The 25,012-nt window shown below is 57.3% G+C and carries 27 protein-coding genes and 2 pseudogenes; 6 read left to right on the top strand and 23 right to left on the bottom strand.

The features are described 5' to 3' along the window. Positions 1-46: 46 nt before the first annotated feature. The 11 genes from ACOI1H_RS05895 to ACOI1H_RS05845 form a co-directional block, all read right to left on the bottom strand. A complete protein-coding gene (locus ACOI1H_RS05895; protein ID WP_422435878.1) occupies positions 47-394 on the bottom strand; it encodes a TadE/TadG family type IV pilus assembly protein in 348 nt (115 codons plus the stop codon). Between the two features lie 44 nt (positions 395-438). Then, on the bottom strand, positions 439-870 hold the full coding sequence (locus ACOI1H_RS05890; protein ID WP_422435877.1) for a TadE/TadG family type IV pilus assembly protein: 432 nt from the start codon (positions 868-870) through the stop codon (positions 439-441). Further along, on the bottom strand, positions 867-2,219 hold the full coding sequence (locus ACOI1H_RS05885) for an AAA family ATPase (protein WP_422435876.1): 1,353 nt from the start codon (positions 2,217-2,219) through the stop codon (positions 867-869). Before ACOI1H_RS05885 ends, ACOI1H_RS05890 begins: the two co-directional genes overlap by 4 nt. Beyond that, positions 2,216-3,145 carry a Flp pilus assembly protein CpaB gene (cpaB, locus tag ACOI1H_RS05880; protein ID WP_422435875.1) on the bottom strand — a complete coding sequence of 310 codons (930 nt, stop codon included), beginning with the start codon at positions 3,143-3,145 and terminating at the stop codon, positions 2,216-2,218. Before cpaB ends, ACOI1H_RS05885 begins: the two co-directional genes overlap by 4 nt. Positions 3,146-3,157: 12 nt before the next feature. After that, the gene (locus tag ACOI1H_RS05875; RefSeq protein ID WP_422435874.1) at positions 3,158-3,655 is read right to left on the bottom strand and encodes an A24 family peptidase; all 498 of its coding nucleotides are present in this window, start codon (positions 3,653-3,655) and stop codon (positions 3,158-3,160) included. A gap of 11 nt (positions 3,656-3,666) precedes the next feature. Further along, entirely contained in the window at positions 3,667-4,950 is a 1,284-nt protein-coding gene (locus ACOI1H_RS05870; protein WP_422435873.1) for a pilus assembly protein TadG-related protein, read from the bottom strand. Between the two features lie 14 nt (positions 4,951-4,964). Next, complete coding sequence (locus tag ACOI1H_RS05865; RefSeq protein ID WP_422435871.1) at positions 4,965-5,945, bottom strand: type II secretion system F family protein; 981 nt, start codon at positions 5,943-5,945, stop codon at positions 4,965-4,967. An 11-nt stretch (positions 5,946-5,956) separates the two neighbouring features. Next, a complete protein-coding gene (locus ACOI1H_RS05860) occupies positions 5,957-6,937 on the bottom strand; it encodes a type II secretion system F family protein (RefSeq protein WP_422435870.1) in 981 nt (326 codons plus the stop codon). Then, on the bottom strand, positions 6,934-8,427 hold the full coding sequence (locus tag ACOI1H_RS05855; RefSeq protein ID WP_422435868.1) for a CpaF family protein: 1,494 nt from the start codon (positions 8,425-8,427) through the stop codon (positions 6,934-6,936). Before ACOI1H_RS05855 ends, ACOI1H_RS05860 begins: the two co-directional genes overlap by 4 nt. Positions 8,428-8,505: 78 nt before the next feature. Continuing rightward, entirely contained in the window at positions 8,506-8,664 is a 159-nt protein-coding gene (locus ACOI1H_RS05850) for a Flp family type IVb pilin (RefSeq protein ID WP_422435866.1), read from the bottom strand. Between the two features lie 378 nt (positions 8,665-9,042). Further along, positions 9,043-10,131, bottom strand: coding sequence for an ISAs1 family transposase (locus ACOI1H_RS05845; RefSeq protein ID WP_422435864.1), 1,089 nt, complete (start codon positions 10,129-10,131; stop codon positions 9,043-9,045). 385 nt (positions 10,132-10,516) lie between these two features. On the opposite strand from ACOI1H_RS05845, the gene ACOI1H_RS05840 reads away from it, so the two are divergent. After that, positions 10,517-11,629 (top strand): phosphatase PAP2 family protein, encoded by a 1,113-nt coding sequence (locus ACOI1H_RS05840; protein ID WP_422435862.1) that lies wholly within the window; start codon positions 10,517-10,519, stop codon positions 11,627-11,629. Here the strand turns inward: ACOI1H_RS05840 and ACOI1H_RS05835 are convergent. The 11 genes from ACOI1H_RS05835 to ACOI1H_RS05785 all read right to left on the bottom strand — a co-directional run bounded on the left by ACOI1H_RS05835 (position 11,607) and on the right by ACOI1H_RS05785 (position 21,455). Further along, the gene (locus ACOI1H_RS05835) at positions 11,607-13,385 is read right to left on the bottom strand and encodes a glycosyltransferase family 39 protein (protein ID WP_422435861.1); all 1,779 of its coding nucleotides are present in this window, start codon (positions 13,383-13,385) and stop codon (positions 11,607-11,609) included. The two genes, ACOI1H_RS05840 and ACOI1H_RS05835, sit on opposite strands and share 23 nt — an antisense overlap. Further along, positions 13,382-13,762, bottom strand: a complete 381-nt coding sequence (locus ACOI1H_RS05830) for a GtrA family protein (protein WP_422435860.1) — start codon at positions 13,760-13,762, stop codon at positions 13,382-13,384. The genes ACOI1H_RS05835 and ACOI1H_RS05830 overlap by 4 nt, the downstream gene beginning before the upstream one ends. Continuing rightward, a complete protein-coding gene (locus ACOI1H_RS05825) occupies positions 13,750-14,559 on the bottom strand; it encodes a glycosyltransferase family 2 protein (protein ID WP_422435859.1) in 810 nt (269 codons plus the stop codon). Before ACOI1H_RS05825 ends, ACOI1H_RS05830 begins: the two co-directional genes overlap by 13 nt. A 1-nt stretch (position 14,560) precedes the next feature. Continuing rightward, a complete protein-coding gene (locus ACOI1H_RS05820) occupies positions 14,561-15,307 on the bottom strand; it encodes a cephalosporin hydroxylase family protein (protein WP_422435857.1) in 747 nt (248 codons plus the stop codon). After that, a complete protein-coding gene (locus ACOI1H_RS05815) occupies positions 15,304-16,215 on the bottom strand; it encodes an NAD-dependent epimerase/dehydratase family protein (RefSeq protein ID WP_422435856.1) in 912 nt (303 codons plus the stop codon). The genes ACOI1H_RS05820 and ACOI1H_RS05815 overlap by 4 nt, the downstream gene beginning before the upstream one ends. Then, positions 16,212-16,757: a dTDP-4-dehydrorhamnose 3,5-epimerase gene (rfbC, locus tag ACOI1H_RS05810; RefSeq protein WP_422435854.1), complete on the bottom strand. Its 546-nt coding sequence runs from the start codon at positions 16,755-16,757 to the stop codon at positions 16,212-16,214. The genes ACOI1H_RS05815 and rfbC overlap by 4 nt, the downstream gene beginning before the upstream one ends. After that, positions 16,757-17,998, bottom strand: coding sequence for a methyltransferase domain-containing protein (locus ACOI1H_RS05805; RefSeq protein ID WP_422435853.1), 1,242 nt, complete (start codon positions 17,996-17,998; stop codon positions 16,757-16,759). Before ACOI1H_RS05805 ends, rfbC begins: the two co-directional genes overlap by 1 nt. A gap of 9 nt (positions 17,999-18,007) precedes the next feature. Beyond that, positions 18,008-19,060, bottom strand: a complete 1,053-nt coding sequence (rfbG, locus tag ACOI1H_RS05800; protein WP_422435852.1) for a CDP-glucose 4,6-dehydratase — start codon at positions 19,058-19,060, stop codon at positions 18,008-18,010. Further along, positions 19,060-19,836 (bottom strand): glucose-1-phosphate cytidylyltransferase, encoded by a 777-nt coding sequence (gene rfbF / locus ACOI1H_RS05795; protein ID WP_422435850.1) that lies wholly within the window; start codon positions 19,834-19,836, stop codon positions 19,060-19,062. Before rfbF ends, rfbG begins: the two co-directional genes overlap by 1 nt. A 12-nt stretch (positions 19,837-19,848) precedes the next feature. Then, the gene (locus ACOI1H_RS05790; RefSeq protein WP_422435849.1) at positions 19,849-20,841 is read right to left on the bottom strand and encodes a glycosyltransferase family 2 protein; all 993 of its coding nucleotides are present in this window, start codon (positions 20,839-20,841) and stop codon (positions 19,849-19,851) included. A gap of 386 nt (positions 20,842-21,227) precedes the next feature. Then, entirely contained in the window at positions 21,228-21,455 is a 228-nt protein-coding gene (locus tag ACOI1H_RS05785) for a transposase (protein WP_422435848.1), read from the bottom strand. A 59-nt stretch (positions 21,456-21,514) separates the two neighbouring features. Between ACOI1H_RS05785 and ACOI1H_RS05780 the strand changes: the two are divergent. Next, a pseudogene (locus ACOI1H_RS05780) lies at positions 21,515-21,808 on the top strand (IS110 family transposase); the annotation flags it as partial. Positions 21,809-21,966: 158 nt separating this feature from the next. Here the strand turns inward: ACOI1H_RS05780 and ACOI1H_RS05775 are convergent. After that, positions 21,967-22,509 carry a pilus assembly protein N-terminal domain-containing protein gene (locus ACOI1H_RS05775; protein WP_422435904.1) on the bottom strand — a complete coding sequence of 181 codons (543 nt, stop codon included), beginning with the start codon at positions 22,507-22,509 and terminating at the stop codon, positions 21,967-21,969. A gap of 569 nt (positions 22,510-23,078) precedes the next feature. On the opposite strand from ACOI1H_RS05775, the gene ACOI1H_RS05770 reads away from it, so the two are divergent. The 4 genes and pseudogenes from ACOI1H_RS05770 to ACOI1H_RS05755 form a co-directional block, all read left to right on the top strand. Further along, entirely contained in the window at positions 23,079-24,056 is a 978-nt protein-coding gene (locus tag ACOI1H_RS05770; protein ID WP_422435846.1) for a response regulator, read from the top strand. Between the two features lie 81 nt (positions 24,057-24,137). Next, on the top strand, positions 24,138-24,350 hold the full coding sequence (locus ACOI1H_RS05765) for an ATP-binding protein (RefSeq protein ID WP_422435903.1): 213 nt from the start codon (positions 24,138-24,140) through the stop codon (positions 24,348-24,350). Beyond that, positions 24,343-24,561 (top strand): ATP-binding protein, encoded by a 219-nt coding sequence (locus ACOI1H_RS05760; RefSeq protein WP_422435845.1) that lies wholly within the window; start codon positions 24,343-24,345, stop codon positions 24,559-24,561. Before ACOI1H_RS05765 ends, ACOI1H_RS05760 begins: the two co-directional genes overlap by 8 nt. Before the next feature lie 142 nt (positions 24,562-24,703). Further along, positions 24,704-25,012 (top strand): annotated as a pseudogene (locus tag ACOI1H_RS05755) (integrase core domain-containing protein); the annotation flags it as partial.

Raw genomic sequence — 25,012 nt, 5'->3', positions numbered from 1 at the left:
ATGCGTTGGGAGCGGCTGCTGAAATGCAAAAATTCAAAACTGTTGTTCAGCTGGGCAGAGCAACACGACGAGATGAAACAATATTTACTGTGCGCCCAAGTGGGGCGGGTAGCAAGAGTTGCATGGAGTATTCAAGAGACACGCGTCGGTAGTTCACACCGTCAATGGTTTCTACTGCATAGCTGAGGGTAAGAGATTCTGAAGGTCCCGCCTGGAATGCAGAACGAATAGTCTGTTCAAGCGTATCTGTATTTGCCGAAGGATTGATTATAATGACCCGCTGCGCCCGATCAGCGGCGGAGTCTAGAGCGTTGCGAATATACAGGCCGCGGCCGAACTCTATGAGACCCAGCAGCAAGAGAATAAAGGGGAGCCCGATCAGGGCAAATTCCACCGCAGCAGCACCGCGTTGACTCTTTAAAAGATGCCGGGGGCCTTTCATCGCACTTGAACAGACGCAAGACGTGTTAAATTCCGGGCTGGCAAAAGAAATCCACGGTAGGCACGCACACCTTTTATTTCATAGAAAATGGCGGTGGGACGCTTTCCACTACAGTTACGGGAATCAACTTCCAATTTCGTGTTGGGTGTTTCGGAGCACGCGTAATAGCGATTAACCTCCCAAGTTGTACTTAGCTGCTCCCCCCTAGTGTCATCGACAGCACTCAAAATAGCCGCGACGCGGCTTTCACCCGGATCACTTAGGGCCACTTCAGCGCCGTTCCGCAGGGCCTGGTCAACCTCGAACGATTCATGGATTGCGAGGCCGATATCGGCTGTCGACAGCACAGCAAGAATGAGAACGGGAGCGATAATCGCAAATTCGAGTCCGGCAGTGCCAGAAGATGAACCGCGACGCTGGCGTCTCATTTCCGCTTTCCCTTCAAGAGCCGTCTTAATACATTCATCGAAGTACTTTTTCCTTCGACAATAGGGCCGCGTCCTATCATCTGCGCTGTAAGGGTGCCTATAGCCTTTGCCGCAGGCGCATTTGGTGCACCTTCGATCAGGACGCGGCCTGACATCTCTGCTGATGGAACCGCTGGATCGAGCGGGATCGTAGTGGCCATTTGCCTGCCCAGTATACGCTCGTAGTCGGCTGGGGAAACCGGCGGCTTGCCCCGTGGCGGAACCCGGTTCAGGATAATTTCGGGTGGACGATCGTTCAGACGCAGCTTCTGAATCAGGTCAAGCAACGTGCGGGAATTGCGCAGCGATGGCAGGTCCGGTGTCGTGACAAGACCAATACGATCAGACGAAGCAAGCGCTGCGGCGATCCAGGGATTCCAGCCGTGCGGCAAATCCAGAACGACGAACTGAGCCATGCGGCGCGCTTGATCGATAAGATGCCGGAGCGACCCTGCATCAGGTGCCAGGCTCTCATCTGGCCTGTGAGGTGCGGACAACACACCCAGGCGCTTGTCGCGCCAATGGACGAGACGGTCGAGCATCTCGTAATCAAGCGCTTCACCTTCTTTTACCGCCTCCACAAATCCTTGCGGGGTACTGAAATCGAACTGCAATGCCGCCGTTCCAAAAATGTCAGCATCAATCAGCAGCGTTGTCGCCTCAGATGTTCCACTCAGTGAGGCCGCGACATTATGTGCAACGGTAGATGCACCAGATCCTCCGCGCGCGCCGATGAAGGCCAATACGGTCCCCAGCTCATTCTGATCGGTATCCCCAAAAATCGACAGGATACACCCAAGAAGGTCACGTGGGCTGATTGGCTGAACAAGATAATCGCTGACCCCGATCCGGGTCAGCCTGCGGTAGAGTGCGATGTCATTCCGGGACCCGATAATAACTAACCGGGCCGATGACGGGCAGTAATCGGCAAGGGCTTCGATGTTACGTTCCAGATCTTTGCCGGATCCCGGATCCTCTATAACGATGAGATGAGCTGGTGACCGGTCGCGAAACTGGTCAATGGCCTCTTTGAACCCGCCTTGATGAAGCACCACTTCTGCACGTGCGGCACGTCGGTCTGCGGCAACCCGGCCAAAGACCGATGCAAGGTCTTTCGATGCGATGAACGCATCAATGCGGATCCTGGGCAGCATGAGACGCATCTGCGCCGCGCCGTTTTCAGTATCAAAGGCTTCAGTGGTTATTGCGTCGCTTGTCTCGATCTCGCGAAAAGTCTCATTGTGCTGAGGTTGTATTTCATTTTTGTGCGCGACCTTTGGGTTCACATAAATGGCTTGCACGCTGCTCATGGGGAAACCCTTCTTGTGGTTGTACGCACAGTCGTCGGAACTCCCGTCGAGATGATTGTTATCTCACGCTGGCTTGCTCCAACTTCGGCAGTTTCAACAGGAGGTGCGCTTTGTTCCGGTTTGGGCTCTATGAAAGTCTCGGGTGCCATGCCTTCGAGCATCGCCAGGTCACCGATGCCACTCAGACCAAAATCGTCAGCCGCACGCAGGGCAAGGGCCAACTGACCCGATGCCGCCGCAGCCATCAAGATTTCCGCCTGCTCTGCCGTTACCTCCAGTGTTGCCGTCGTTCCGATCAATGTGGACTGATCGGCATCACTGGTCGCAGGAGCCTCCCCGGCTGTCTCGCTTTCGACCAGAGTGCCCTCATCGAAGCTCTCCTGCCCGATCGCAAGAACCCGAATATTGGTTAGAACTGTGCGTGTGGTCCCCGTTGCGGCTCCGTCGCGATCAACGTCCCGTACGACGGTATGGAGCACATCAACACGGTCGTTCGGAAGCACAAAGCCACCCGCGGTCTTGTCATCACTGATCTGGATGCCAATTCCACGCATTCCTGGCTGCAGGACCATAGACATGAACCCGCCGGCATTTTCAGAAAGATGCTGCGAGCGGACCGGCTCGCCGGCATAAAGGTTGGAACGCAGAACACTTCCTGACAGGTCTGAGAGAGCCTCCGGCTGTTCATCCTTCAGGATCATGCCCGGAGAGACCCGATCGGCGGGCCAGGACGCCCAAGTGAGAAGGGATTTGTCGAGTTTGGCCCCCCGCATAAGGTCAAGTCTGGGGGTCAGGACATCGACCTTCGGCGCTTCTATGGCAATGGTCTCTTGCAGGGGCGGCTCCCGCCAGGTGGCTTCAAGGGCGAGCCAGCCGGCACCACCCCCAGCGAGGAGCGCGATCAGAACAACAATAAGGCGCATCATTTCGAGGTCTCCTCAGAACAGGTCGGGAAAGCGGGCAAGTATTGCCAGAACACCCGCAGGTGCCATCGCCAGAGCATAGGGAACGCTGATGGTGTCGGCCGTCAGCCGGGTGCGCCAATGGGACCCCACCATCTCAAGCATCATGTCCCACCGGCTGAGTACGAGCAGCAGCACGGCAAGCACTGCCCCAAAAACCGTTGTGGCAAGCACGAAGGCCAGTGTTGCTTCCGGTCCGAGCCAGATCGCGGCGGCACCGGCAAGCTTGACATCCCCACCGCCCAGCCAGCCAAACTCGAACAAAACCCAGGCGATGGCGAGCGTTGCAGCGCCCGTAGCGGCTGCGACAAGCAGAGCGGCTGCACCACCACCCAACAGCCCAACGGCTGCCAGGCCACTTGCAGCCATCGTCAGTGTCAGCCTGTTTGAAATCCGCAGATCCCGGGCGTCACTCCGCGCCGCAAGCACCATAAATCCCAAGAAGAGGGTCGCGTATATCCAGATGCTGATCATGACAGGGCTCCCTATTCCACCAATGCAATCGTCTCGGCTACAGGAATGCGTCGCGTGCCTGCCGCCGAGCAATCGACATTGAGAGAGGAGTTGCCTGTGAATGTGACGCGACGGGTGACGATCTGCGTACAGCCATAGGTTCCGCTGAAGTTCCCACTGTAATCCAGATCGCTGGTCGGGAAATAAACCGCACCGTTGAGGGTCGAGCCTGCAGTACCATTGATGGAATGCTTTACTCCGACACTGCCGCGCGCGGCGTAGAATAGCAAACCCGCCAGCGGGCCAGACTCTGGCGCAGACAGGTTGAGGGTTGCCCCTCCATTGATGGCCAGCGTGGCTCCATTGGTCAGAAAAAACGTCACGCCATTGCCCGATACGTCTGTAGAGGCATTTATTTGGAGTGTCCCACCGTCCACGATGTAAAGACCTGCTCCGAAGGTCACGTTTCCGCTGATGTTGAGGCCGGCACAATACCGGCGCAGCGGCATGCCAAGAGGATGGGTTTCAGTGGGGGTCACAGTCGTTGTGGCGTTGTTGCTTCCCACACTGCCTGGGACACAGGTTCCGACGTTCAGCGGCTCGGCAAGGTCTGCATAGGGATCGCGGATAACCGGCGACTCCGTGTTTGCGCCGGTACAAGAAGTCTGCGTGAGACCGGAAGTAGCGCTGACGCCGCCGACACTATGGACACAACCCGCCGTCAGTTCGACTTTGCCGCCTGACATCAAAAAAGCGTCCTGGGCGTTCGAGTTTGTGGCGACGTCACAACCCTGAAAGATAATTTCCGATGATCCTGATACGGTGATTGCTCCTGAGGTAGTAGGATCAAGTGTAAGCAGGCAGGCATCTCCGCCGCCGCGGATCTCGGCCACCGCGCGTGCCGATATAGCAACCGGATCGGTGTCGTAGATCAGGGTAAAAAACCGCACCTGCTGACGGTTGAGGACGACTTCAACGGCCTTCGCATCGGCGGTTCGGCTTCCGCTTGTCGGCGGGTGGTTGAGGTCCATCGTATCATTACCGAGACGAAAGTTGCTGGCGACTGCCATATCTGACGCGGCCGCCACCATGTCAGGTCTGCCGCGCCCCGACCGCAGTTGTACCGCAGCTGCGTAGGCCGCAAGATCGCTTGCCTGCTGCAGCTTGCGCTGGCTCAAATACCAGTAGCCTGCCTCAGTTCCGAGAGCCATTCCCCCGACCAACACTGGAAAAGCCAAGGCCGCCATCACGGCCACCGCGCCGCGGGTATCACAAGCGAAGCGTCCCCATGTGCCGCGTTTTTTAAAAATGATCATATGCAATCCCACCTTCAGCTCCGCATGATCTGAATGATTGCGGGCGTCATGATGACGGCAAACAGAACCGGCAGAAAAAACAGGACCATCGGGACTGTCAGCTTCGGGGGCAGTGCCGCAGCCTTTTTCTCCGCCGCGGCCATCCGTAAGGACCGGCTCTCCTGTGCAAGCACCCGGAGCGCCTGACCCACCGGCGTGCCGTACTTTTCGGACTGGATCAGGCTGGTGACAACCGACCGAACACCCTCGACATCGGTTCTCGCCGCCAGGCGACGATAGGCTGCATGTCGGTCTGGTAGATAGGTAAGCTCGGCCGTCGTGAGTGAAAGCTCTTCACTGAGCACAAGGCTCTGGATCGAGATTTCTTCGGCGACTTTACGAAAGCCCGCTTCGATCGACATGCCCGACTCGACGCAGATAAGAAGCAGATCCATCGCGTCAGGCCAGTTCCGCGAAATCTCTGTCCGCCGCTTCTGGAGCCGGTTTTTCAGCAATACGATAGGCAAGTACCAGCCAAAAAAAGCGGCAGTTGCAATGATGGCCGCATGCAGCTGCAACGCAACCTGGAAGACGAGAGTACCGTAAAACGCTGCAGCCGCCCCAAACCCAAGACCAAGCAGCACCCGCATCGCGGTCACCTTGATGGCAGCGGCAGGACCACGATAACCGGCCTGGTGGATCAGGGCCCGGGTCTGCGGGTTCTGGATCAACTTCCCCAGATTTAGCCGCTCGACGATCACCGTATAAAGCCGGCGCGGCGCCGCATGGCGTAAGCTGATCACCTCATCCTGATTCTTGTTACGGGCCTCAGTGGCGCGATCACGCAAATAGCGCTCAGAGCCTGTAGCGCGGGCCATCCGATGCCGGCGGCTCTGCGCATCAAGAAATGGCCAGGACAACGCCGTTACTGTTGCGACAGCCGAAACCGCGGCAACAACCGGCGCAAGGCGCGTCGGGTCATCAAGGACGCTGTAAATGATGTCGAGGAGGTTCATGCTTGCCGCTCCTAGTAATCGAATGCGATCATCTTGCGCATCACGAACACGCCGATGAGCATCCACAGACCGGAACCGACCAAGACAACATTTCCAACCGGCTCCGTGAAGAGAAGTCCGATATAATCCGGGCTCGTAATATAGACGAGCAGCGTGACGACCACAGGGAGTGCCCCGATAATGCCGCCCGACGCTTTCGCCTCCGAGCTCATGGATCGGATTTTTGCCCGCAGTTGCACGCGCGCGCGCAGCACGGAAACAAGATTGTCGAGGGATTCAGCGAGACGGCCACCTGTCTTGGTTTGCAGACCTATGACAATCGCGAAAAAACCAGCTTCCGTGAGCGGGACCCGATCGGCCAGACGATCTACGGCTTCCGCCATTGGCAAACCATGGCTCTGCTGCTCGACCATCAGGCCAAATTCAGCGCCAAGAGGATCCGCGATTTCGCGCGACACCATGCGCAGGCAATCGTTGAGCGGTAGCCCGGTCTTCACACCCCGGACGATAATATCGAGGGCCGCCGGAAAATCCTTCTCCATGGCCTTCTTGCGACGATTTCGCCGGACGCGCAGGAACATAAGAAATGCACCGGGGCCCGTTGTGAGGCCGAACATACCGGCCATCAGGGGCGAAAGGCCCATCAGGCGGCTGCCGCCGCCCAGCAGTAAAGCAAGGCAGAGTACAACGATTGGGACCGCCCAAACGGGCCAGAGCAGTCCCGCTTGTTGGAGCGTGGCTCGTAATGACATGCCCCGGCCAGTCCGCCGGCGTGCCAGAATTTCTTTCGAATTGCGCCGCACTTCGTCTTCACTGCTTTCACTCTGCTGCCCCGAGGAGGCAGCGGACGTCACAAAACGGCGAAGCCTGCGGTAAGAGCGATCCCGTTCGGCCACCTGTTTGGAAAAAACGGCCCAAATTCCAGCAGAGACAGCGACAAGAACCAGCCCCGCGATGACAAAGGGTGCGAAAACAGGATGGATCAGGCTCATTGGCCTTTTCCAAAAGACGTGCGGTCGTCGTCCATGTCACGGCGTCGTTCACGTGGCTCGGATCCGTCCAGGGCGTTGAGCAGACGGACGTCCTCACCGTAGTAGCGCGCGCGCTCCCAAAAATGCGGCCGACCATTGCCGTTCGAGCGGTGCAGGCCCAAAATATTACCGTTCGCATCCTCTCCGGTGATTTCGTAAATAAAGAGGTCCTGCGTCGTGATGACATCACCTTCCATTCCCATCACCTCGGTGATGTGTGTGATGACACGACGGCCATCCCGAAGCCGCGACGCCTGCACGATTACGTCAATCGAGGACACCATCATTTCCCGAACGGTCTTGGAAGGCAGGTTAAAACCACCGACAGAAATCATCGACTCAAGCCGCGAAAGCGCCTCCCGCGGGCTGTTGGCGTGCAGCGTGCCCATGGAGCCATCGTGACCCGTATTCATCGCCTGAAGCAGATCAAAGGCCTCAGGGCCACGGACTTCGCCGACAATGATCCGCTCTGGCCGCATCCGAAGGCAGTTTTTGACGAGATCACGCATGGTGACTTCGCCCTCGCCCTCGAGATTGGAGGGCCGGGTCTCGAGCCGGACGACATGCGGCTGCTGCAACTGCAGCTCGGCCGAGTCCTCGCAGGTCACAATACGTTCCTCGGCGTCAATCGCAGCGGTCATGCAGTTCAGCAACGTCGTCTTGCCTGACCCCGTGCCACCCGAGATTAGAACGTTGCAGCGTACCCGGCCAATGATCCGCAGGATCGTTGCACCTTCGGGCGTGATCGAGCCAAACCGAACCAGACTATCGAGCGTGAGCTTGTCACGCTTGAACTTTCTGATCGTCAGCGTGGGACCGTCAATCGCCAAAGGCGGTGCGATGACGTTGACCCGGCTACCATCAGGCAAGCGGGCATCGCAGATCGGCGAGCTTTCATCAACCCGGCGGCCAACGGCACTGACGATGCGCTGGCACAGGTTGAGAAGCTGCTCGTTGCTGTCGAAGACGATATCGGTTTGCTGTGTTTTACCGGCCACCTCGATAAAAACCCGGCCGGCCCCATTCACCATAATGTCGGCAATGTCGTCGCGATCAAGAAGGGGCTGCAATGGTCCGTAGCCGAGAACCTGATCGGCAATTTCTGCGACGATCCGGACGCGGTCCTTGCTGACCACAGCGATCTGACGGTCCGCAATAATCTCGGAGAGTATCTGTTCGATCTCCCCTCGGGCCGCCTCTGGTGTGAGCTTCGAGAGTGCCGGAAGATCAACGAGATCAACGAGAGCCGAAAACAGCTGCTGCTTGATGTCGCGAAACAGTTCGGTTTCGGCATCGGTACGCTTGAGAACGAGAGGCGCCACCTGTACGAGACTAGGTTGGACGGGTGGTGTCGTCACCGTGGCTTTGCTGACTGGCTCGGCTTGAACGCGCTGAGATGCTTGGTCGAAAGAGCCACTTCTGCGACCGAAACCATTGGATTTCTGGAGCATTGGCACACCTTAAAGAGAAGGATCGGCCGACTTTTTGCGGCCGATCCAATCAGGATAGGTTGGCGTATTACGGAGCAGTCACAAAGCACTGCTGATTGCGTTAAATTTGACAAGCAGATCCGCGCCAACGGCTCTGACGGCTACAATGATCACAACTGCAATCAGGCCGGCAATCAGGCCGTATTCGATGGCGGTGGCACCGTTTTCGTCACGGATAAACTTATTGATGAGCTTCACTTCTTTTATTCCTTGCTGGTTGTCAGATGATGAGGGTAGTCAGGCAGTCTAAAACACGTGCGGTCGACATCCGCTTCGAGGTTTGGGGCGACTTTTTTTTCAATCTGCAGAGCTCTTGCAGGGTATCGCCTTATTTACACTTCAAATTCTCGGATCACCATTTTCACCGTTTGCCTCAGACAGACGTAGAATCAAAAGTTGTTCAAATTATGGGTCAAATATGGCCTGAGCGAGATGATACGAAAGAATCTGGGATTGCGTTCATGGAGTCCTCCTCATCATGAAGATTTTCTATCCGCCTTCGACGACGTCCCCGATCCGCGCGTCAGTAACGCCCGCCACGACCTTGCAGGGCAATCGCGTTTGGCATCATGCGTCTTACAGCCCATTGAGAACGCTGCATAAGAATGCCTCGTCCCAGCCAGCTCGCTTGAGTTTGATGCTGAGAGAGCCTTTGGATGTGTCGCGTCGGACGACATCCAGAGCGCGGCGGCGCAGCACGGCGATGTTGCCCGGTCCGTTGTCCTTTCGGTTGCGTGCGGCGTCTTCGCGGAACGAGACGTCAAGCTGCCAATGCAAAGCGTTTTCGATGGCCCAGTGGTCGCGCACCGTGGCGAGCAAGACCTCGGGTGTCGGCATCCAGGATAAGGCAAAATACCGTGTCTGGGAGGTCACTTTGCCTCCGGTATCTCGGGTTGCATCAATCTTGGCGAACCCTTTGAGACCGGGAAATTCATGATATTCACCCAATGCTTTAGCCGATACGACCACGCCGGTCCGGGTCTCTTTGCGACCATGGGCCGTGTCCGCGGAGCTGGCCACGGGGTGGCCATCCTTCAGATTGCTGAAACAGCCGCGGGCGTCTGACAGAAGGGACTCCTGATTGCCTTTCAGCGCCAGGCACCAATCACCGCCCCCTGCGTTGATAGCGGCCACTGTGCGGCGGTTGCAGTGCAGAGCGTCACCGGTCACCACCTTGCCCTTGAGCGCAATCAGTCCCAGAGCCTCGATGGCCGCGTCGAGCTCTGTGCCCCGGTCGGCGGTCACTGTCGCCAGCGTGAGGCGCAGCCGCGAGGCATAGGCTGAGACCATCATGCGCGTCCGGGCACTCTCACCTTTGTCACGAGCACCGCGTAATGCCTTGCCGTCGATGGCGATGACATCGCCGTCCTTGAGAAGAGCTGCGACATCGGCGAGCACTTTGCCAAAGGCGGCATCGAGTGCCTTTGGGTCGATCACCCGGAAGATCTCAGAGAAGGTGTCATGCGAAGGGATGGCATGCTTCAACTTCAGGAAGTCTCTGAAAAGGCGCTCTTTTGCGCGACCAAAGGCGGCCATTTCGGCGCACGAGGCTGACCCGCACAGGACCGATACGAAAGCGATGACAAGCAGTTCCCCAAGGTCGTGGCGGGCGTTACTGGCCCGCGGATCGGGGACGTCGTCGAAGGCGGATAGAAAAATCTGCATGATGATGAGGACTCCGTGAACCCAATCCCCAGTTCAGAATCCATCTCGCCCTCACAGGCAAGAGCGACCGTTCACGCCTTCAGTTCCAAACGCGATTCCCCTGCCGAAGTGATCCAAGGTATTGCCTTCAAGGACGGTATCAAGCAATTACAAAACGCCGCCTGATCAAGCCGTCACTAACTTTTGGGCATCACTCCAGTGCGTACTCAAGTCCCACATCCTTGCAAGCGATGAAGGACTGGCACAAACTCAAACCGGAACTGTTCAAAAACAGCCGTACTACCTTCCGGGATGTGACATGTTGCTTGTATCAGAGTATTATTGTTGCGAGGCTGGCGCTGGCCATGTTGTAACCCCAGCGAGTAGTGGGAAGGTACAGATAATAATGACGGAGAAGCCATTTGGCTATATCAGCCAATTTAATCCTTCTCTTTGGCAGTATCTGTCGCAGGGTGTGTGGCGCAACCGAGTACTAATCGGGTTGATCGGCCTGCATTTTGTCGCCACTTTGGCTGCAGGACAAATTTCTGAGGTGCCCTTCAAAATGGGAACCTTCAACGCGCTTTCGCTTCTTTTCGGGTTACTGCTGCCCTGTTTTGTAATCGTAATATTTATCTGGCGGTTCTGCTACATGGCGGTGAGGGTCCAGCCAAAGCGGCCAATCCGATGGTTTGCGCGGGATCTCTGGCGTATCTTTGGCGATGGTAATCGCCTGATTGAGGGCGGTCTGACCCTGTTAATGCTTGCGGTTTTTACCGGGTCTTTCAGTTATTTTAAGGAGATCATTCCCCAATTGAATCCGTTTAGCTGGGACCCTGCGCTGGCGCGGCTCGACGTGATATTGCATGGTGGTGTGGCACCGTATCAATACTTGATGCAGGTATTTGGTACGCCCCGCCTTGTAAGTATGGTCAACGCCGCCTACCAAGCTTGGTTCTTTGTTATGTTCTTCGTTGTTTTCTTAGCATGTTTTACAACTGAATCTGATCAGCAGAAGACGCGCAATACCCTCCTAGTGGCGTTTGTTCTGACTTGGGCGTTGGGTGGAAATATAATGGCCACTGTATTTTCGTCAGGTGGGCCAGTTTATTTTGAGAAACTCGGTTTTGGCACTGACTTTACCCAACTTAATACTACGCTGGCCGAGTTCGACAGGATCATACTCAACCCGGGTCTTAAGACGCAGGACATGCTCTGGCAGGGCTATGCCTACGACGGCTCTGTAGCAGGAATTTCTGCGATGCCTAGTATGCATATGGCTAGTGCAACCTTACTGGCGCTATATGGCTTCCGCCGAGCCCAATGGGCTGGATGGCTGCTGACAGGATTTGCAGCAGTGATCGCAATCGGGGCTGTCCTTTTGGCTTGGCACTATGCAGTTGACGTCTATGCTGGCGTGCTATTAGCTCTGCTTTGTTGGTTTATTGCTGTGCGTCTGACGGGGGAGATTTCACGCATGAGCGTCTACCGGGCGCTCAATGAAGCAGCCCAAGATTAACAGTGTTCACAAATGTTCTAAATTCTGGCCACTTTCGCAGCTTCGATCCGGTAGGGCCTAATAGTGTTAAGCGGGTCTTGCTCAAACTTAGCATGACTAGAGGCCCCCCACTCAGGGTAAAAGGCGCGTACATGAAGCCGTGGAACACCGGACCCTTAGGGGCCGCCTCAGTCGGAGGATTAACGGCAAGCGCCAGTGTCGACGTGTTTAACGTCTTGACCCGATAATGACCGGCATCAAGCATCGCCTCGGCCCCCGGATCGAGCGTCATCTCGTCAATCGTAAGAATCCCCGGACCGCGGTTTGCGTAAAGGCCGGGCGTGAATATCTCAATAGCATCCATTTCGGGATCAACGACACGACCGGGCACTCGGATCGGGCCCCAGAAGGGCACGAAGCTGTCATGCAACACGGTGAAATCCTCGGCTAGAAGTCCGTGGGGATGCGCCTCGACCGCTTCCGGATTGAAGCGATCAAAATACAGTGCAGCGGCGTTGACCAGAAGGAAAACGGGCGTCTCACGGCGCAGGAGGTCGGTGTAAATCGCGCGGCCCTGCGCGCGGTAGTCGGTCATGCCCCATGTGCTCATGAAGAGGCCCCTCTTGGCATAGGACGATACCATCGATCGCCCGTCGAGATAAGTGCTTTCCGGCGCGAAGCTTTGGTGTACCACATCGAGGATTCGCGCTTGGTGACCGTTTGACTGGTAAAGTGCATTGCCAAGGTTCCATACCCAGAAGGCAACCAGAACGGCGACTGTGACATGACTGAACCGCTGAAACGTATTCAACCCATAGGCGGTTGCCACGGCCACTGGAGGCAACAGAAGTGCATAAAAATAAGGGTACATGTCGCGATAGACCAGTGGCACAAAGAGCGGGACCAGTAGGGCGAGGCTGACAAGCCCCATGCGACGCGCGGCAGGAGTAGCAAGCTGTTCCAGCGCACGGATGACCCCGATGAACAGCAACACAAAGAACAGGGGGTTATGAAAGACACCATAAAGGGCGTAACTTCGGAAGATGGAGTAGTCCCGCGCCTGAAGGGTTGCGTCTTTGGTGCGGTCGAGAAACGCCAGCGGGCTGTCGAAACCGTTAAAGGTCAGGCTGTGCAGGCCGATGATTGCCAGAAACGCACATGTCGCGGCAAGCCCCGCCAGGAGGACCCAGCACAGGATTTGGGTCACCGGTATCCTGCCCCACATCTGGACCAACGCCACGATCAACAGCATGGGCATAAAGAAGACGGCCTTGATTGTCAGCGCGCTCGCCAGCCCCAGAAGCAGGCCGGCGCCCAGAATCGCGCGCATGTCTTGCCATCGGGTGACCGTCAGCCAGAGCGCGACCATGATAGGGGCCGCTGCCAGCGTATCAGTGCGCAACGCGAGACCGTGCTGCATGACGTAACTCACGCTCCAATAGGCAAAGACGGCGATTTTTCCGCCGTCGTGGTTGGTCAGATGCCGCGCGGTGGCCCAGATCGCCAGCGAGGTGACCAGCGCGAACCCCGCCACAAGGCAGCGCGCGGCGATCACCTGGGTGACCTCGTTCTGGGACAAGAGCGGTACCCAGTGGAACAGGTGGATGAAGGCGGTTTGCAGGATCTCGCGCAATTCTCCGCGTTGGTGTTCGTAGAGCATCGAAAGGTTTAGAAATTCGTCCCAGTTCACCTCGAACCGGAAGATCAGGACGAACTGCGCCGACCCCACTGCGAGGACGAGCGCCGTTAGTAGGCGATTGGGACGAGCTGCGCTCATGGTCGAAACACCACCGCGCGATTTAGCAGGAAGGACATCAATACCGTGGGTATCAGCGCGATCAGACCCGCAGTGTAGTAGTCGAACCCCAGCCAAGAAAAAACCAAGATCAGGCAAACGTTTACGCAGTAAAGCACTGCCCAGACCGCAACGAAGTACGGGAAACGCCTTTGTGTCGATGCGCAGAACACCAGTTTGCCTTGGGCGAAGAACCCGGTAATGATCCCGAAGATTAGTGCCACGAGGCTTGCCGCCCAATAGGGCAGCCCCAGAGCCAGCCCCAGTACATAGAAGCCGTAGCTGAGCGCGGTGTTGGCCAGCCCCACCGCCCCAAACCGGGCTAGCTGGCCGGTAAAGGGCAGCTTCAGCCCAGCCATTCAAACATCCGTCCGAAAAGTCCAAAGATCTTTTTCTGCTGGTTCACCGCCCAGATACGTGCGCTGAGCTGCACGTGCTCCACGGGGTTCAGCGGTATGCCGTACTTGTCGTGTAGTGCGAGAAACTCGCCGCGGGACTTGTTGAGTAATTGCCAAGTGGTGTTGCCCGCGCGGTAGCGGTTGGCGATCAAAGGTTGGGCGATGTGGACTAGCATCTGCCCACGCGCCATGGCCCAAGACAAGTCCACATCCATTGTGTAGTGAAAGCGCGGATCATAGCGCAGGTCACCCAAGGCGGACCGGCGTACACCAATAGGAACGCCGAACATGTTGCGCGCTGTGCGCAGGGTCTCGCGTCCGGCGGTGTCGGCGGCAAAGAGTGCCCCGCGCGGAAAGCGGCGGGTGGCAAGCCGTCGCTTGTCGGCGTTCACGTATTCCAGGTCGCAATAGACCGCCGGGATGTCGGGGTGATCAATCAGTGCCTGGTCCGCCAGCGCCACTGCATCCGGCTGCGCTAGGTAGTCGTCGTGGCATAAAAGCATGTAGTGATCGGTGCGCACCTGGTCGAGTATGGCGTTGAAATGCTCCTGCATGGGCCGCGTTTCAGGCTGCCGGATCACCTTCAAATCCAGCCGGTCACGCCAACTATCGAGCAACTCGAGCGTGGCGTCGGTCGAGGCGTTGTCGCTGACCACCACGCGCAGGTTTCCGTGCGTCTGATTGGCAACGGAATTGAGTGCGTCACCGATATGCTCGGCGCCGTTCAGGACGGGTACGAGGACGCTGAAACTGCTCACATCATCCCTTGCGTTTCAAAAATCCTCGGCGGGCCACGGTAATCTGCAGCTTTTCATGGCGCGCATTGTCGATTTCGAACTGGTCGTCCTCGGCTAAGTAGGCGTCGAGCGCCGTCATCGGGTTGTTGCCGACACCCCAGGGGCGGTCACCGATGGCGGTCTTGGGTAGGTCCTCGATCAGCGTGTCAAAGACCACGCAATAGCCGCCAGGAGTGACCATGGGTGCGTAAGCCTTCAGTTCATCCAGAACGTGATCGTGAGTGTGATCAGAATCGAGGCAGACGAGGACCGAGGATTTGCCTTCGGCCATCTTGGCCACCTGTGCGACGATGCCCTTGTCCACGCTGGAGCCTTCCAGCATGGTTAGGCGTTTCGCCATGGGGTGCGTCGCGATCGCGGCGCGGTTATCGGCGCGGATGTCGATGTCGATCGCTACGACTTCCGCATCGCTTGGTCCGCCACACATGGCGTTGATCTCCAGAAGCGAGGCGTAGAAAATTGCAGAGCCGCCGCGTGCGATGCCGGTTTCAATCACGAGATCGGGCTTCAGCGACCAGACCAGTTCCTGCATGGCGACCACGTCCTGCGGGTACTGGATGAGGGGCAGGCCCATCCAGTCAAACTGATAGGAATACTTGCGCTCCTGTGCATGGGCCAGCCAGTCGAGCGTCTTGGCCGTCAAGGCGTCGTCGGCAGCCATGCGGGCGATGTTGTTGCGACGCTCGGCCTCAAAGCTTGGATCTGTCATGTCTTCTCCGTCAAGGAGGATGGGGTGGGCTGAAGTGACTGGGACCAATGGGCGAAGGCGTCGTGCAGGCCAGTTTTCAGCGGGATGTTCGGCGAAAAGCGTAAGCTTTCGCGCTGGCGGGTAAGGTCGGGGACCAGCACGGGCGGATCGCCGGGTCGGTCGGGCAGCGCACCGAGGTGGATCAGGTCTGGCCGCCCGGCGATGGCACCAAGCGTGCCCGCTACCTGACCTATGGTCACGCTCTCACCTGAGCCGAGGTTGATCGCGCCGTCTACATTCGACAGCGACAGCGCAGCGACCGTCCGGCCCGTATCGCGTACCTCCATGAAGTCGCGCTTCTGGGTGCCTGAGGAACAGGCGATAGGCTGGCCCGCCGCGAGCGCGGCGACTACTTTCGGTACAAGGCGGCGGGGGTCCTCGCCCGCACCGTAGCAGTGAAAGATGCGCGGCCAGGCGTAAGAGATACCCAGCCCGTGGAGATGGCGAAGAAGCTCTAGCTTGGTCTGACCATAGACCGTGGCAGGCGCGGGACCGGCCTTGTCCTCGGACAGGGGGTGGTTGGAGAACGGGTATTCGGCGCAAGTGCCTAGGGACACGATCCGCTGCCCGCCCATGCGTTTCATTGCGTCGAACATCGCCTTGCCTGCGGCCAGCCAATCGCGGTTGCTGTCGGCATGCCAAAAGGCCCCGTGTTCGGTTTCCCAAGCCGCATGGATCAAGATATCGGGCCGCACTGTTCTGATGAGTGTCACGGCCTGCGCGGCATCGCGCAAGTCAGCGTGGTGCCAATGGCCCGTGCCTGTCACTGGACGCCGGGACACGATGTGCAGGTTTGCGTCGCCAAGATGCGAGATTATGGCCCGCCCGACAAAGCCGGTCGCTCCGGTCATGAGGATACGCAGGCTCATGGCGCATACTCTGATTCCGCCAGCAGCGGCAGGCCCCTGTCTCGGTCCGACAAGACGATCGGCGCAAAGGGCCAATTGATGGCGAGGTCGGGATCGTCCCAGCGCAAACCGGTTTCGATGCCAGGCCGGTGCGGTTCGCTGAACTGGTAGGCGATCTCGGTATCGTCGACCAATGTCAGAAAGCCGTGCGCCAACCCCTTGGGAAGGTAAAGCGCCTGATAATTCTTCGCGTTCAACTCCACCGAAATCCATTGCCCGAAAGCGGGTGAGCCAAACCGAAGGTCAACCACCACGTCAAAAACTGCACCACGGGTGCAGCGCACCAGCTTGACCTCACCCACCGCTTCCGGGATTATGTGCAATCCGCGCAGGGTGCCGCGCAGCGTGTTCTGCGACAGTGCCATCTGCTCCACAGTCAGATCGAGCCCGGCCTTCCTGAAGGCCTCTGCGCAATAGGTTCGCGCGAAGAGTCCTCGCGCGTCACGCATTAGTTTTGGGCGGATAATTGTCACACCGGGCAGAGAGGTGGGCAAGAACTCCATCAAAACACCTCGAGCGTGGGCATAGCGACCACGAACAGCCCACCCCAATCGCGGATATGGGCCAATTGTTCGGCAATCTCTTCGCGCAGGTTCCAGGGCAGGATCAGCACGTAGTCGGGCTTCACACGGTCGATCTCATCTGGTGCCATGACGGGAATGTTGACGCCGGGCAGGTACTTACCCTGCTTGGCGGGGTTGAGATCGGTGGTGAATGGCAAAAGCTCCGGCCCAATCTCGCAATAATTCAGTAACGTGTTGCCCTTAGCGGGCGCGCCATAGCCTACCACTGTCTTGCCCGCGCGGCGGACGTCGATCAGGAACTCCATCAACGCCATCTTGCGAGTCGCGGGAAGCGCGCGGAACACACGGTAGGGTGAGAGCGTGTCGAGACCTGCGGCAGCCTCGTCGGCGCGCACCTTGGCTAGCCCCTCGGCCAGCCCTATGTCCGAGACGTCAGCATCCTTGTGGCGTAGGTAGATCCGCAGTGATCCGCCATGCGTGCCCTGTTCTTCGATGCCATACACCTCCAACCCATAAGCGGTGGCGACCTTTTCCACAGCCAGGAGCGACAGATAGCTGAAATGCTCGTGGTAAATGGTGTCGAACTGTCCCTCTTCGAGCATCCTCAGTAGGTGCGGAAACTCGAATGTCACGGTGCCTTCGGATTTCAGGATGTGCCGCAGGCCCGAGACGAAATCGCCGATATCGGGTACATGGGCCAGTACGTTGTTGCCCACGATCAGGTCGGCCATCCGGCCATCAGCAGCCATCTTACGGGCCAGCGCATCGCTAAAGAACTCCACGATGCTATCGATGCCGTGGGTCATCTTGGCTTGTTCGGCCACGTTGCATGAGGGTTCCACCCCCATCACGGGCACACCAGCAGCCTTGAAGTATTGCAGAAGGTAGCCGTCATTGCTAGCAAGTTCGACCACGAGGCTATCCTCCCCGAGACCCAGTCGCTTGATCATCGCTTTTGCATAGACTTCCGAATGGCGCAGCCACGAGGAGGAGAAGCTGGAGAAATATACGTAGTCGTCGTGGAAGTGCGGCGGTGTTTTCACCTTGGTCAGTTGTACCAGCCAGCACGATGTGCAGACCATTACCACCAGCGGAAAGAACGGCCGCCCATCATGCCGCACGGCTTCGGCCGAGCGAAAGTGGTTCGAGACTGGCGATAAGCCCAGATCGGCCACGACCTCGGTCAGCGGTTCGGTGCAGAAGCGGCACGTGTGTCGCATCCTGTTCCCCTACCCTGCCTTGTCGAAGGCGTCGATCTGGGCCTGCGTGAGTGCGGCCATGTCCTGCCCTGCGGCGGCGGCCTGATACCATTCGACCGACCGCGCGATGGCGGTCTCCAAGTTCCAACGCGGCGCCCACCCCAGCCGTTGAGTGGCCTTCGAGCTGTCAAGTGACAGGAATGTTTCTTCGTAGATATCGGAGGCGCCAGTTTCAGCAACGCAGGCACTCCCGCCCCAAGCCTCTGTCATCAGGTATGCCACCCTGTCCACGGGCTGGCAATCCCGCTGGATCGGGCCAAGATTCCATCCACCTGAGAACCCAGATGGATCGTGCAAGAGCGCCTCGGCCAATGCCAGATACCCCGGCAGAGGGTCGAGCACGTGCTGCCACGGCCGGGTAGCATGCGGGTGGCGCAGGACCAGCGGTGCGCCGTTTGAAAAGCAGCGCACGGCGTCGGGGATCAGCCGGTGGCGCGCCCAATCGCCGCCGCCGATGATGTTGCCTACACGCAGTGCTGCAATGCCGACACCGTCTAAATAGCTATTGGCATATGCCGAGATTACCATCTCGCTAGCCACCTTGCTGGCACTGTAGGGCTCGCGGCCGCCCAAGGGTTCGTTCTCGCGGTAAGGCCAGTGCCAGTTCTGGTTGAAATAAACCTTGTCAGTGGTCACCAGCAGCATTGCAGCCAGCCCCTCTTGTTCACGGGCTGCTTGCATCAGGTTGAGCGTCCCCATAACGTTGATTTCGAACGTGGTTTTCGGATCCTCAAAGGCGGGTAGGACCAGCGGTTGCGCGGCGAGATGACAGATCACCTCTGGCGCGGCGGCGCGCATCGCACGGGTCAGGCTGTCTAAGTCACGCACGTCGCCGATAGTCGAAGAGGCCATGCGCGCGCCCAGCCCTGTGACGTCGAAGAAGGATGGATCTGTGGGGGGCGTGAGCGCAAAGCCATGTACCTCGGCCCCGCGGATCATCAGATAGGTCGTCAGCCACCCACCCATGAAACCGGTATGGCCAGTCAAAAAGACCCGCCGACCCTGCCAATCACCAGACCTCATCACCACAGCTTCCACGGGGCATTGCCCGCTTTCCAGTAGCTTTCAAGCAATGCCTTTTCGCGCAACGTGTCCATACATTGCCAGAAACCGTCATGCACGTAAACGCCCAGCTGGCGGCTACGGCTGAGATCCTGTAATATACCCTCCTCGAGGGTAATCGAGGGGTCGTCGGGTAGCGACTCGAAGATGGATTTCGAGAAGACGAAGAAGCCACCGTTAATCCAGCCCTGACCGGTCTGCGGCTTTTCCTGGAACGAGGTCACCAGATCGCCCTCAAGCCCCAGTTCGCCAAAGCGTGACGAGGGGCGCACGGCGGTTACAGTGGCCAGCTTTCCCGATTCCTTGTGCTTTTCGACCAGTCGAAGGATATCCACGTTGGCTACCCCGTCACCATAGGTGGCGAGGAAGATGTCGTCATCAACATAGCGCATCGCCCGTTTCAGCCGTGCGCCGGTCATAGTGTGGACGCCGGTGTCTTGGATACGCACCGACCAGGGGGGCGCGGTGACGGTCTCGCCAATGGTGCGGACCTGGCCCTTGGCGAGATCGACCTCGATATCCTGGCTAAAGTGTCGATAGTTGAGGAAGTATTTCTTAATTACGTCGCCCTTGTAGCCGGTGCAGAGCACGAACCGGTCATGGCCGAAATGACTATATATCTGCATGATATGCCACAGGATCGGTTTGTGCCCGATCTCGATCATCGGCTTCGGGCGCACTTCGGTCTCCTCAGGAAACCGCGACCCCACCCCGCCGCACAACAAGACAACCTGCATTGCCACTCCCGCTTATGTCTGGCGCGCCGTCGGCGCGGTTAAGAACTCTACCGCAGGTTGAATCGCGACATCCATCTCAGCGTTCACAAAATAGAGCGGCCGTCCCTTAACCTCGTTATAGATACGTCCCACGTAAAGCCCCACGACGCCAATGGTCAGAAGCTGCACGCCTGACAGAAGCGACAGCATGATCATGGTCGAGGCCCATCCCGAGACCATCTCGCCCCCAAGAATGACGCCGAGCAGAACCCAAATCACTGCGGCGAAGGAAGCCATTGAAACGCAAAGTCCGAACCACAGCGCGATGCGCAAGGGCACCTCAGAAAAAGCGATGACCCCGTTGCTGGCCAGCAAAGCCATGCTGTTCAGGGTGTATTTCGACGCGCCTGCCGCGCGCTCGTGCCGGTCGTAAAGCACCTCGGCATGCTTATAGCCAACCCAAGAGATCATGCCTCTGAGATAGCGGTTGTGTTCCTTCATCGACCGCAGCGCGTCGACCACCTGCCGGTCGATCAGGCGGAAATCGCCTACATCCTCGAGCATCTTCACGGGCGAGAGCCGCGACAGGAGTTGATAATAGAGCTTGGCCGTGGCGCGCTTGAAAAATGTCTCGCCTTCGCGCCGGCGGCGGCGGGCCGACACAACCTGCGCACCTTGGCGCCAGACTGCAATCATTTCCAGCGCGATCTCAGGCGGGTCTTGCAGGTCGGCATCCATTATAATCACCGCATCGCCCCGGGCGGCATCGATCCCGGCGGTTATGGCAATCTGGTGGCCGAAGTTACGTGATAGGTCCCGCGTGATATAGCGCGGATCGGTCTGTGACTTGCCGCGCAACAGATCCAGCGACGCATCAACGCTGCCGTCGTTGACCAAGATGACCTCAACGTCGGCGCCAAACTCGCCCAAGAGCGCGTCCATCCGTTCAAAGAAAACCGGCAAGACCGCCTCTTCGTTGTAAACCGGAATGACAAAGCTCACTAGATTTGCTGATTTCGCGCTCAACTATTTACCTGTGTCTATGCCCTGCACCTTTTTAAGGTACACGATGCCGCTCTGGGCTTCCACGGCGATATGTTACATTCATACTGAAGCACAGCCTTGTTGCACGGAGCGCCACTCGGCTGATATTGGTCACGGCTTATTCTCTTGAGGATGCTATAAATACCGCACACGTTCAACGCTGATCGCAGTGACAAAATTCCGGGTCACGTCCGTCAAGGTGGTGTAAATTACGAGATGGCCTGAGGTCATGATCATGCGGCTTTTGTGGTGATGCTGAGAAGCGGGTCGACCTCCTCCTTGTCGATCTGGGCGAAGAATCGAGAATTGACGGCGACTCGACACCGCCTTGATATGCCGCCCCTCAGGGCATCACCAACTTTCGCGCGTTACTCCACCGTCTTCTGGCTGCGACCGTTGCGCCGGTTCGGGGGCTGGTTCTGGCCCTCAGGGACATCGTCCGTGCGCTCCTCGTCCAGGTGAACGTCCAGTTCCGTGCTCAGCGCGCGCTCTGCCAGCGCCTTGGTCAACTCGGAAAGTATGCCTGTCTTGCCAAACAGATCGCCGGGCGAACGGCCTTCCATCAGCCGGTCCAGAAGGTCTTTGTCGATGCTCATACGTGGGTCTCCTCATCATGGGGTTACCACGCCAGGGCACAAAATTCTGCACAGTCTCTAACGTCGCGGCTGTCGCCACCGCGCGCAAGATCGCTACGCTGATCTGGACACTCCTCGCGAAAGAAGAACCGTATCGCAGGGCCCGACCGGTCTTCGTGGCGATGAAGATGCGCAAACTCGAGTTGCGCGCTGGAGCGACCAAGCAGCACGGCAACAAGCCGGGACCTGGGCGGGACTACTGGATAAAGGAGATCCGACACCGCGAGATGGAGCTGGTCGCCAATTCAGAGGCTTCTTATGCCCGCATGGTCGAAGCCTGGCGGGACAAACCGCCCAAACCCAAGCCAACCTGAAAAAGTCGGAAAAAGGGGCTTCTCAACATCATCCGTACGTTCCGGTGAATATCCCAAGTCATTGTCCTATCCCGCCCACCTGTAAGATAGAGGAAAAGTGGAGCGGCGGACAACTTCCCTGACACGGGGGGGAACAGCTCCGACCGTACCCGCCTGTTTCAGGCACCGGGCCCCGGGGCGGCTTCAGACGTTTGTGCCGCGACCGGGGGCGCAAGAACGGGTAAAGTGGGCTCGACTGCTGTGGTCGCCTCTTCAGTCGGCGCACAAAGGGGATTGCACCGCATAATCTGCCGCTCAAGCGCCCGCCGAACGATGACGTTACTTCCTGGCAGGGCGACGCGCAGTACGAACTGATCAATCTGAGCGCCGTCATCGTCCAGTACGATGACATTCGTCACGCCCACCTGCAGCCCCGTCAAAATAAGGATGTCCGACGCGGCGATCGACGCGACCACGACCTCCGCATCCCCGACAATTACAGTTCCCGGCTCTTGCGTATAGCGAATGATCTGGGCGTGACCTCGCGTGATTGTTAACCCGTCTAGCGCGCGAACTTGCGAGACGGGAACTGGAGGCATGTCCAATCTCACTATCTCGTCTGCTGTCGCGATTGAGGCAAGTAAACCGCTCACCATCGCAACCATCATTATAAAAGCGATCGCGCCGAAGCGTACTGCCGGTCTCTGTACTTTAGGTGACATCACACCGCACATCCTTTCGATGCCACATATAGTGGTAACCACTCTATGAACTGACAGCAACAAGGACAGATGCGCGCATTCCCACAAGTGGACTGAAGCGCTCATACCTCTCGCTGGTACCGCCTTATGATCCACGTGTTCCTACCAGCCGAACAGGTCTTAAAAGCAAAATATGTCCAAATTGCGGATAAATTGTGGCCGAGTAAGTGGGTTGCCGTTTCCATGCTTCCCGTCGCATCCTAAGGTGCTGGACAGCAGTCCCTGCGGTCCCGATGATGGCATGGTGTGAGAGCAAAAATCAGAATACTTATTCGTATATTTACAATAAGCGTGATAGCTTATCGACGCGCAGGGGAATCGCGTTTGGGTCTGTCTCGTCACGCAGAGGTCGAAAATCATCGAAACCTGACCACGAACGCAGCGAGAGAGCCCAAAAGTTCACGCTCTTCACGCTCAAATTTTCAAACGCGATAGCCCTGTATCGACGCGCCCAAATCATTCACACGACCTTCTATAACCTATAGAGTTATCCTCAATATGGTACAGTATGTAAAATACAGGAATCCTATATGAAGATTCTTGCTGTTGATAACGATCCATTTGTCCTTGATTTTTTGTCTGAGATGGCTGCCAAAGCAGATTTTCCGGAGATTTCGACTGCGGCTTCAGGTGAAGTAGTATTGGACATGCTGCGTAATGAAAACATCAGTTTTGATTGCCTGCTTCTCGACATCAGCTTGCCGGGTATGGATGGAATTGAACTCTGCAGCTTGGCGCGTAAAATTCCTGCTTACAGTAAAATTCCGATCATTATTCTGAACGCAAGGACTGAAAGAGATTTCATTAATCGCGCTTTTGGTGCGGGCGCTACGGATTACGTGAAAAAGCCCCTCGATATTACTGTATTCCAGGCCTGTCTCCGCATGGCAAAAAAGTTATGGACAACGCTGAACGAGACGGCAGCACACGCAACCGGAATTGACGGAGGAGAGCTTCCTAACGCAGATGAACATTCATTTGCGCTTTCTCATGAAATTTCGATTCATGGTATAAAATATCTTATCAGATACATGGCCTTAGCGAACTACATGAATCAAATTCCTGAGGGTGATATGGTCTGTTCGCAGGTTGTCGGCATCAAAATTGATACAATCGAAAGGATTTATACGCGTGCGTCTGAAGAAGAATTTCTGTACATACTTACTCAGACGGCCGATGCAATCAGCAATACCTTCAGAAGGTATGACTACATGATGGCCTATACTGGAAGCGGTGTCTTTATTGTCGTTGCCGGAAAAGAAAACCTGGAGACCTCCGTTGAGTTGGAGGATAAAATTCAGAACTTACTGGACGGAAAAGTTTTTGAGTATGGCAATGGGGAATCACTGACGATTAGCATATCAGTTGGAAACCCCGTTCGGCTAAGCAAAAGCAGAACACAACGGGTTCGCAACACCTTTGATCGCGCGATCGTACGTACGGAAAGCCGTGTCTTGCGAAAGCACAATGTGCCAAGGTCACGCTACATGCGCCTGATCAACGGATAAATCGTTCTGAAACTGGCATTCCACCGGCATAATTTTTTGCATTGTCCAGCGACATTCGGATCTGGCCCGGGAGCGACATGAATCGGGAAAAGCCACCTCCTCGTGAGCCTCGGAATCCGCGCGATCCAGATCGGTTTCTCGGTCCAGTACTACCGCTTCGACGAGTTACTGACTGCGCTGGGGGCCGACGCACATATTCCACCCTCCCGACTGAAGAGCAAAAAGTACATGTCCAGTTCGGTGTTGCTGATTGACGAAATGGGGTTACAACCCGATGAACCGCGATGTGGCTAGCCTGTTCTTCCGCCTTGTCAGTTATCGCTACGGCCGTGTTGCCATGATCATCACGACCAACAAAAGCATCCGAGACTGGACCGAACCGCTCACTGGCGACGAAGTGCTGGCGACTGCCATCCTCGATCGACTCCTTCACCGCGCCCACGTCCTCAACATCAAGGGCCGAAGCTATCGGCTACGCGATCTCGAAGAGGCCCTGAAAGGCTGACCCCATCACGACGATCCCGCGGCCACGGGGTGCGCGCTCTGACTCGTGGCGGTCAGCGCGAACCCCGTAGCCGCTACCGTCGAGCCGAACCTCATAACACTGGGTGTCACATTAGCTCGTAAAAGTGGGTGTCGCTTGACAGGTGACGGATCTGTTCATCCTCCGCGGTCCGCCGGAATACATAAGGTCGGACAATGGCGCAGAATTTATCGCCAAGAAGATGCGCGCCTGGATCGGTGCCGTGGGCGCGAAAACCGCATTCATCACCCCAGGCTCACCGTGGGAGAACGGCTACTGCGAGAGCTTCAACGCCCGTTTCCGGGATGAGCTGCTCAATGGCGAGGTCTTCACCACGTTACGCGAGGCCCAAATCCTAATCGAACGCTGGCGGCGTCACTACAATACGGTCAGGCCCCACAGCGCCTTAGGATACCGGCCGCCGGCACCCAGG

It is taken from the genome of Loktanella sp. DJP18 (genome assembly GCF_049310965.1).
Taxonomy (GTDB): Bacteria; Pseudomonadota; Alphaproteobacteria; order Rhodobacterales; family Rhodobacteraceae; genus Loktanella.
The sequence above is the reverse complement of the archived record's forward strand: the minus strand, read 5'-3'. Positions and strand labels throughout refer to the sequence as shown.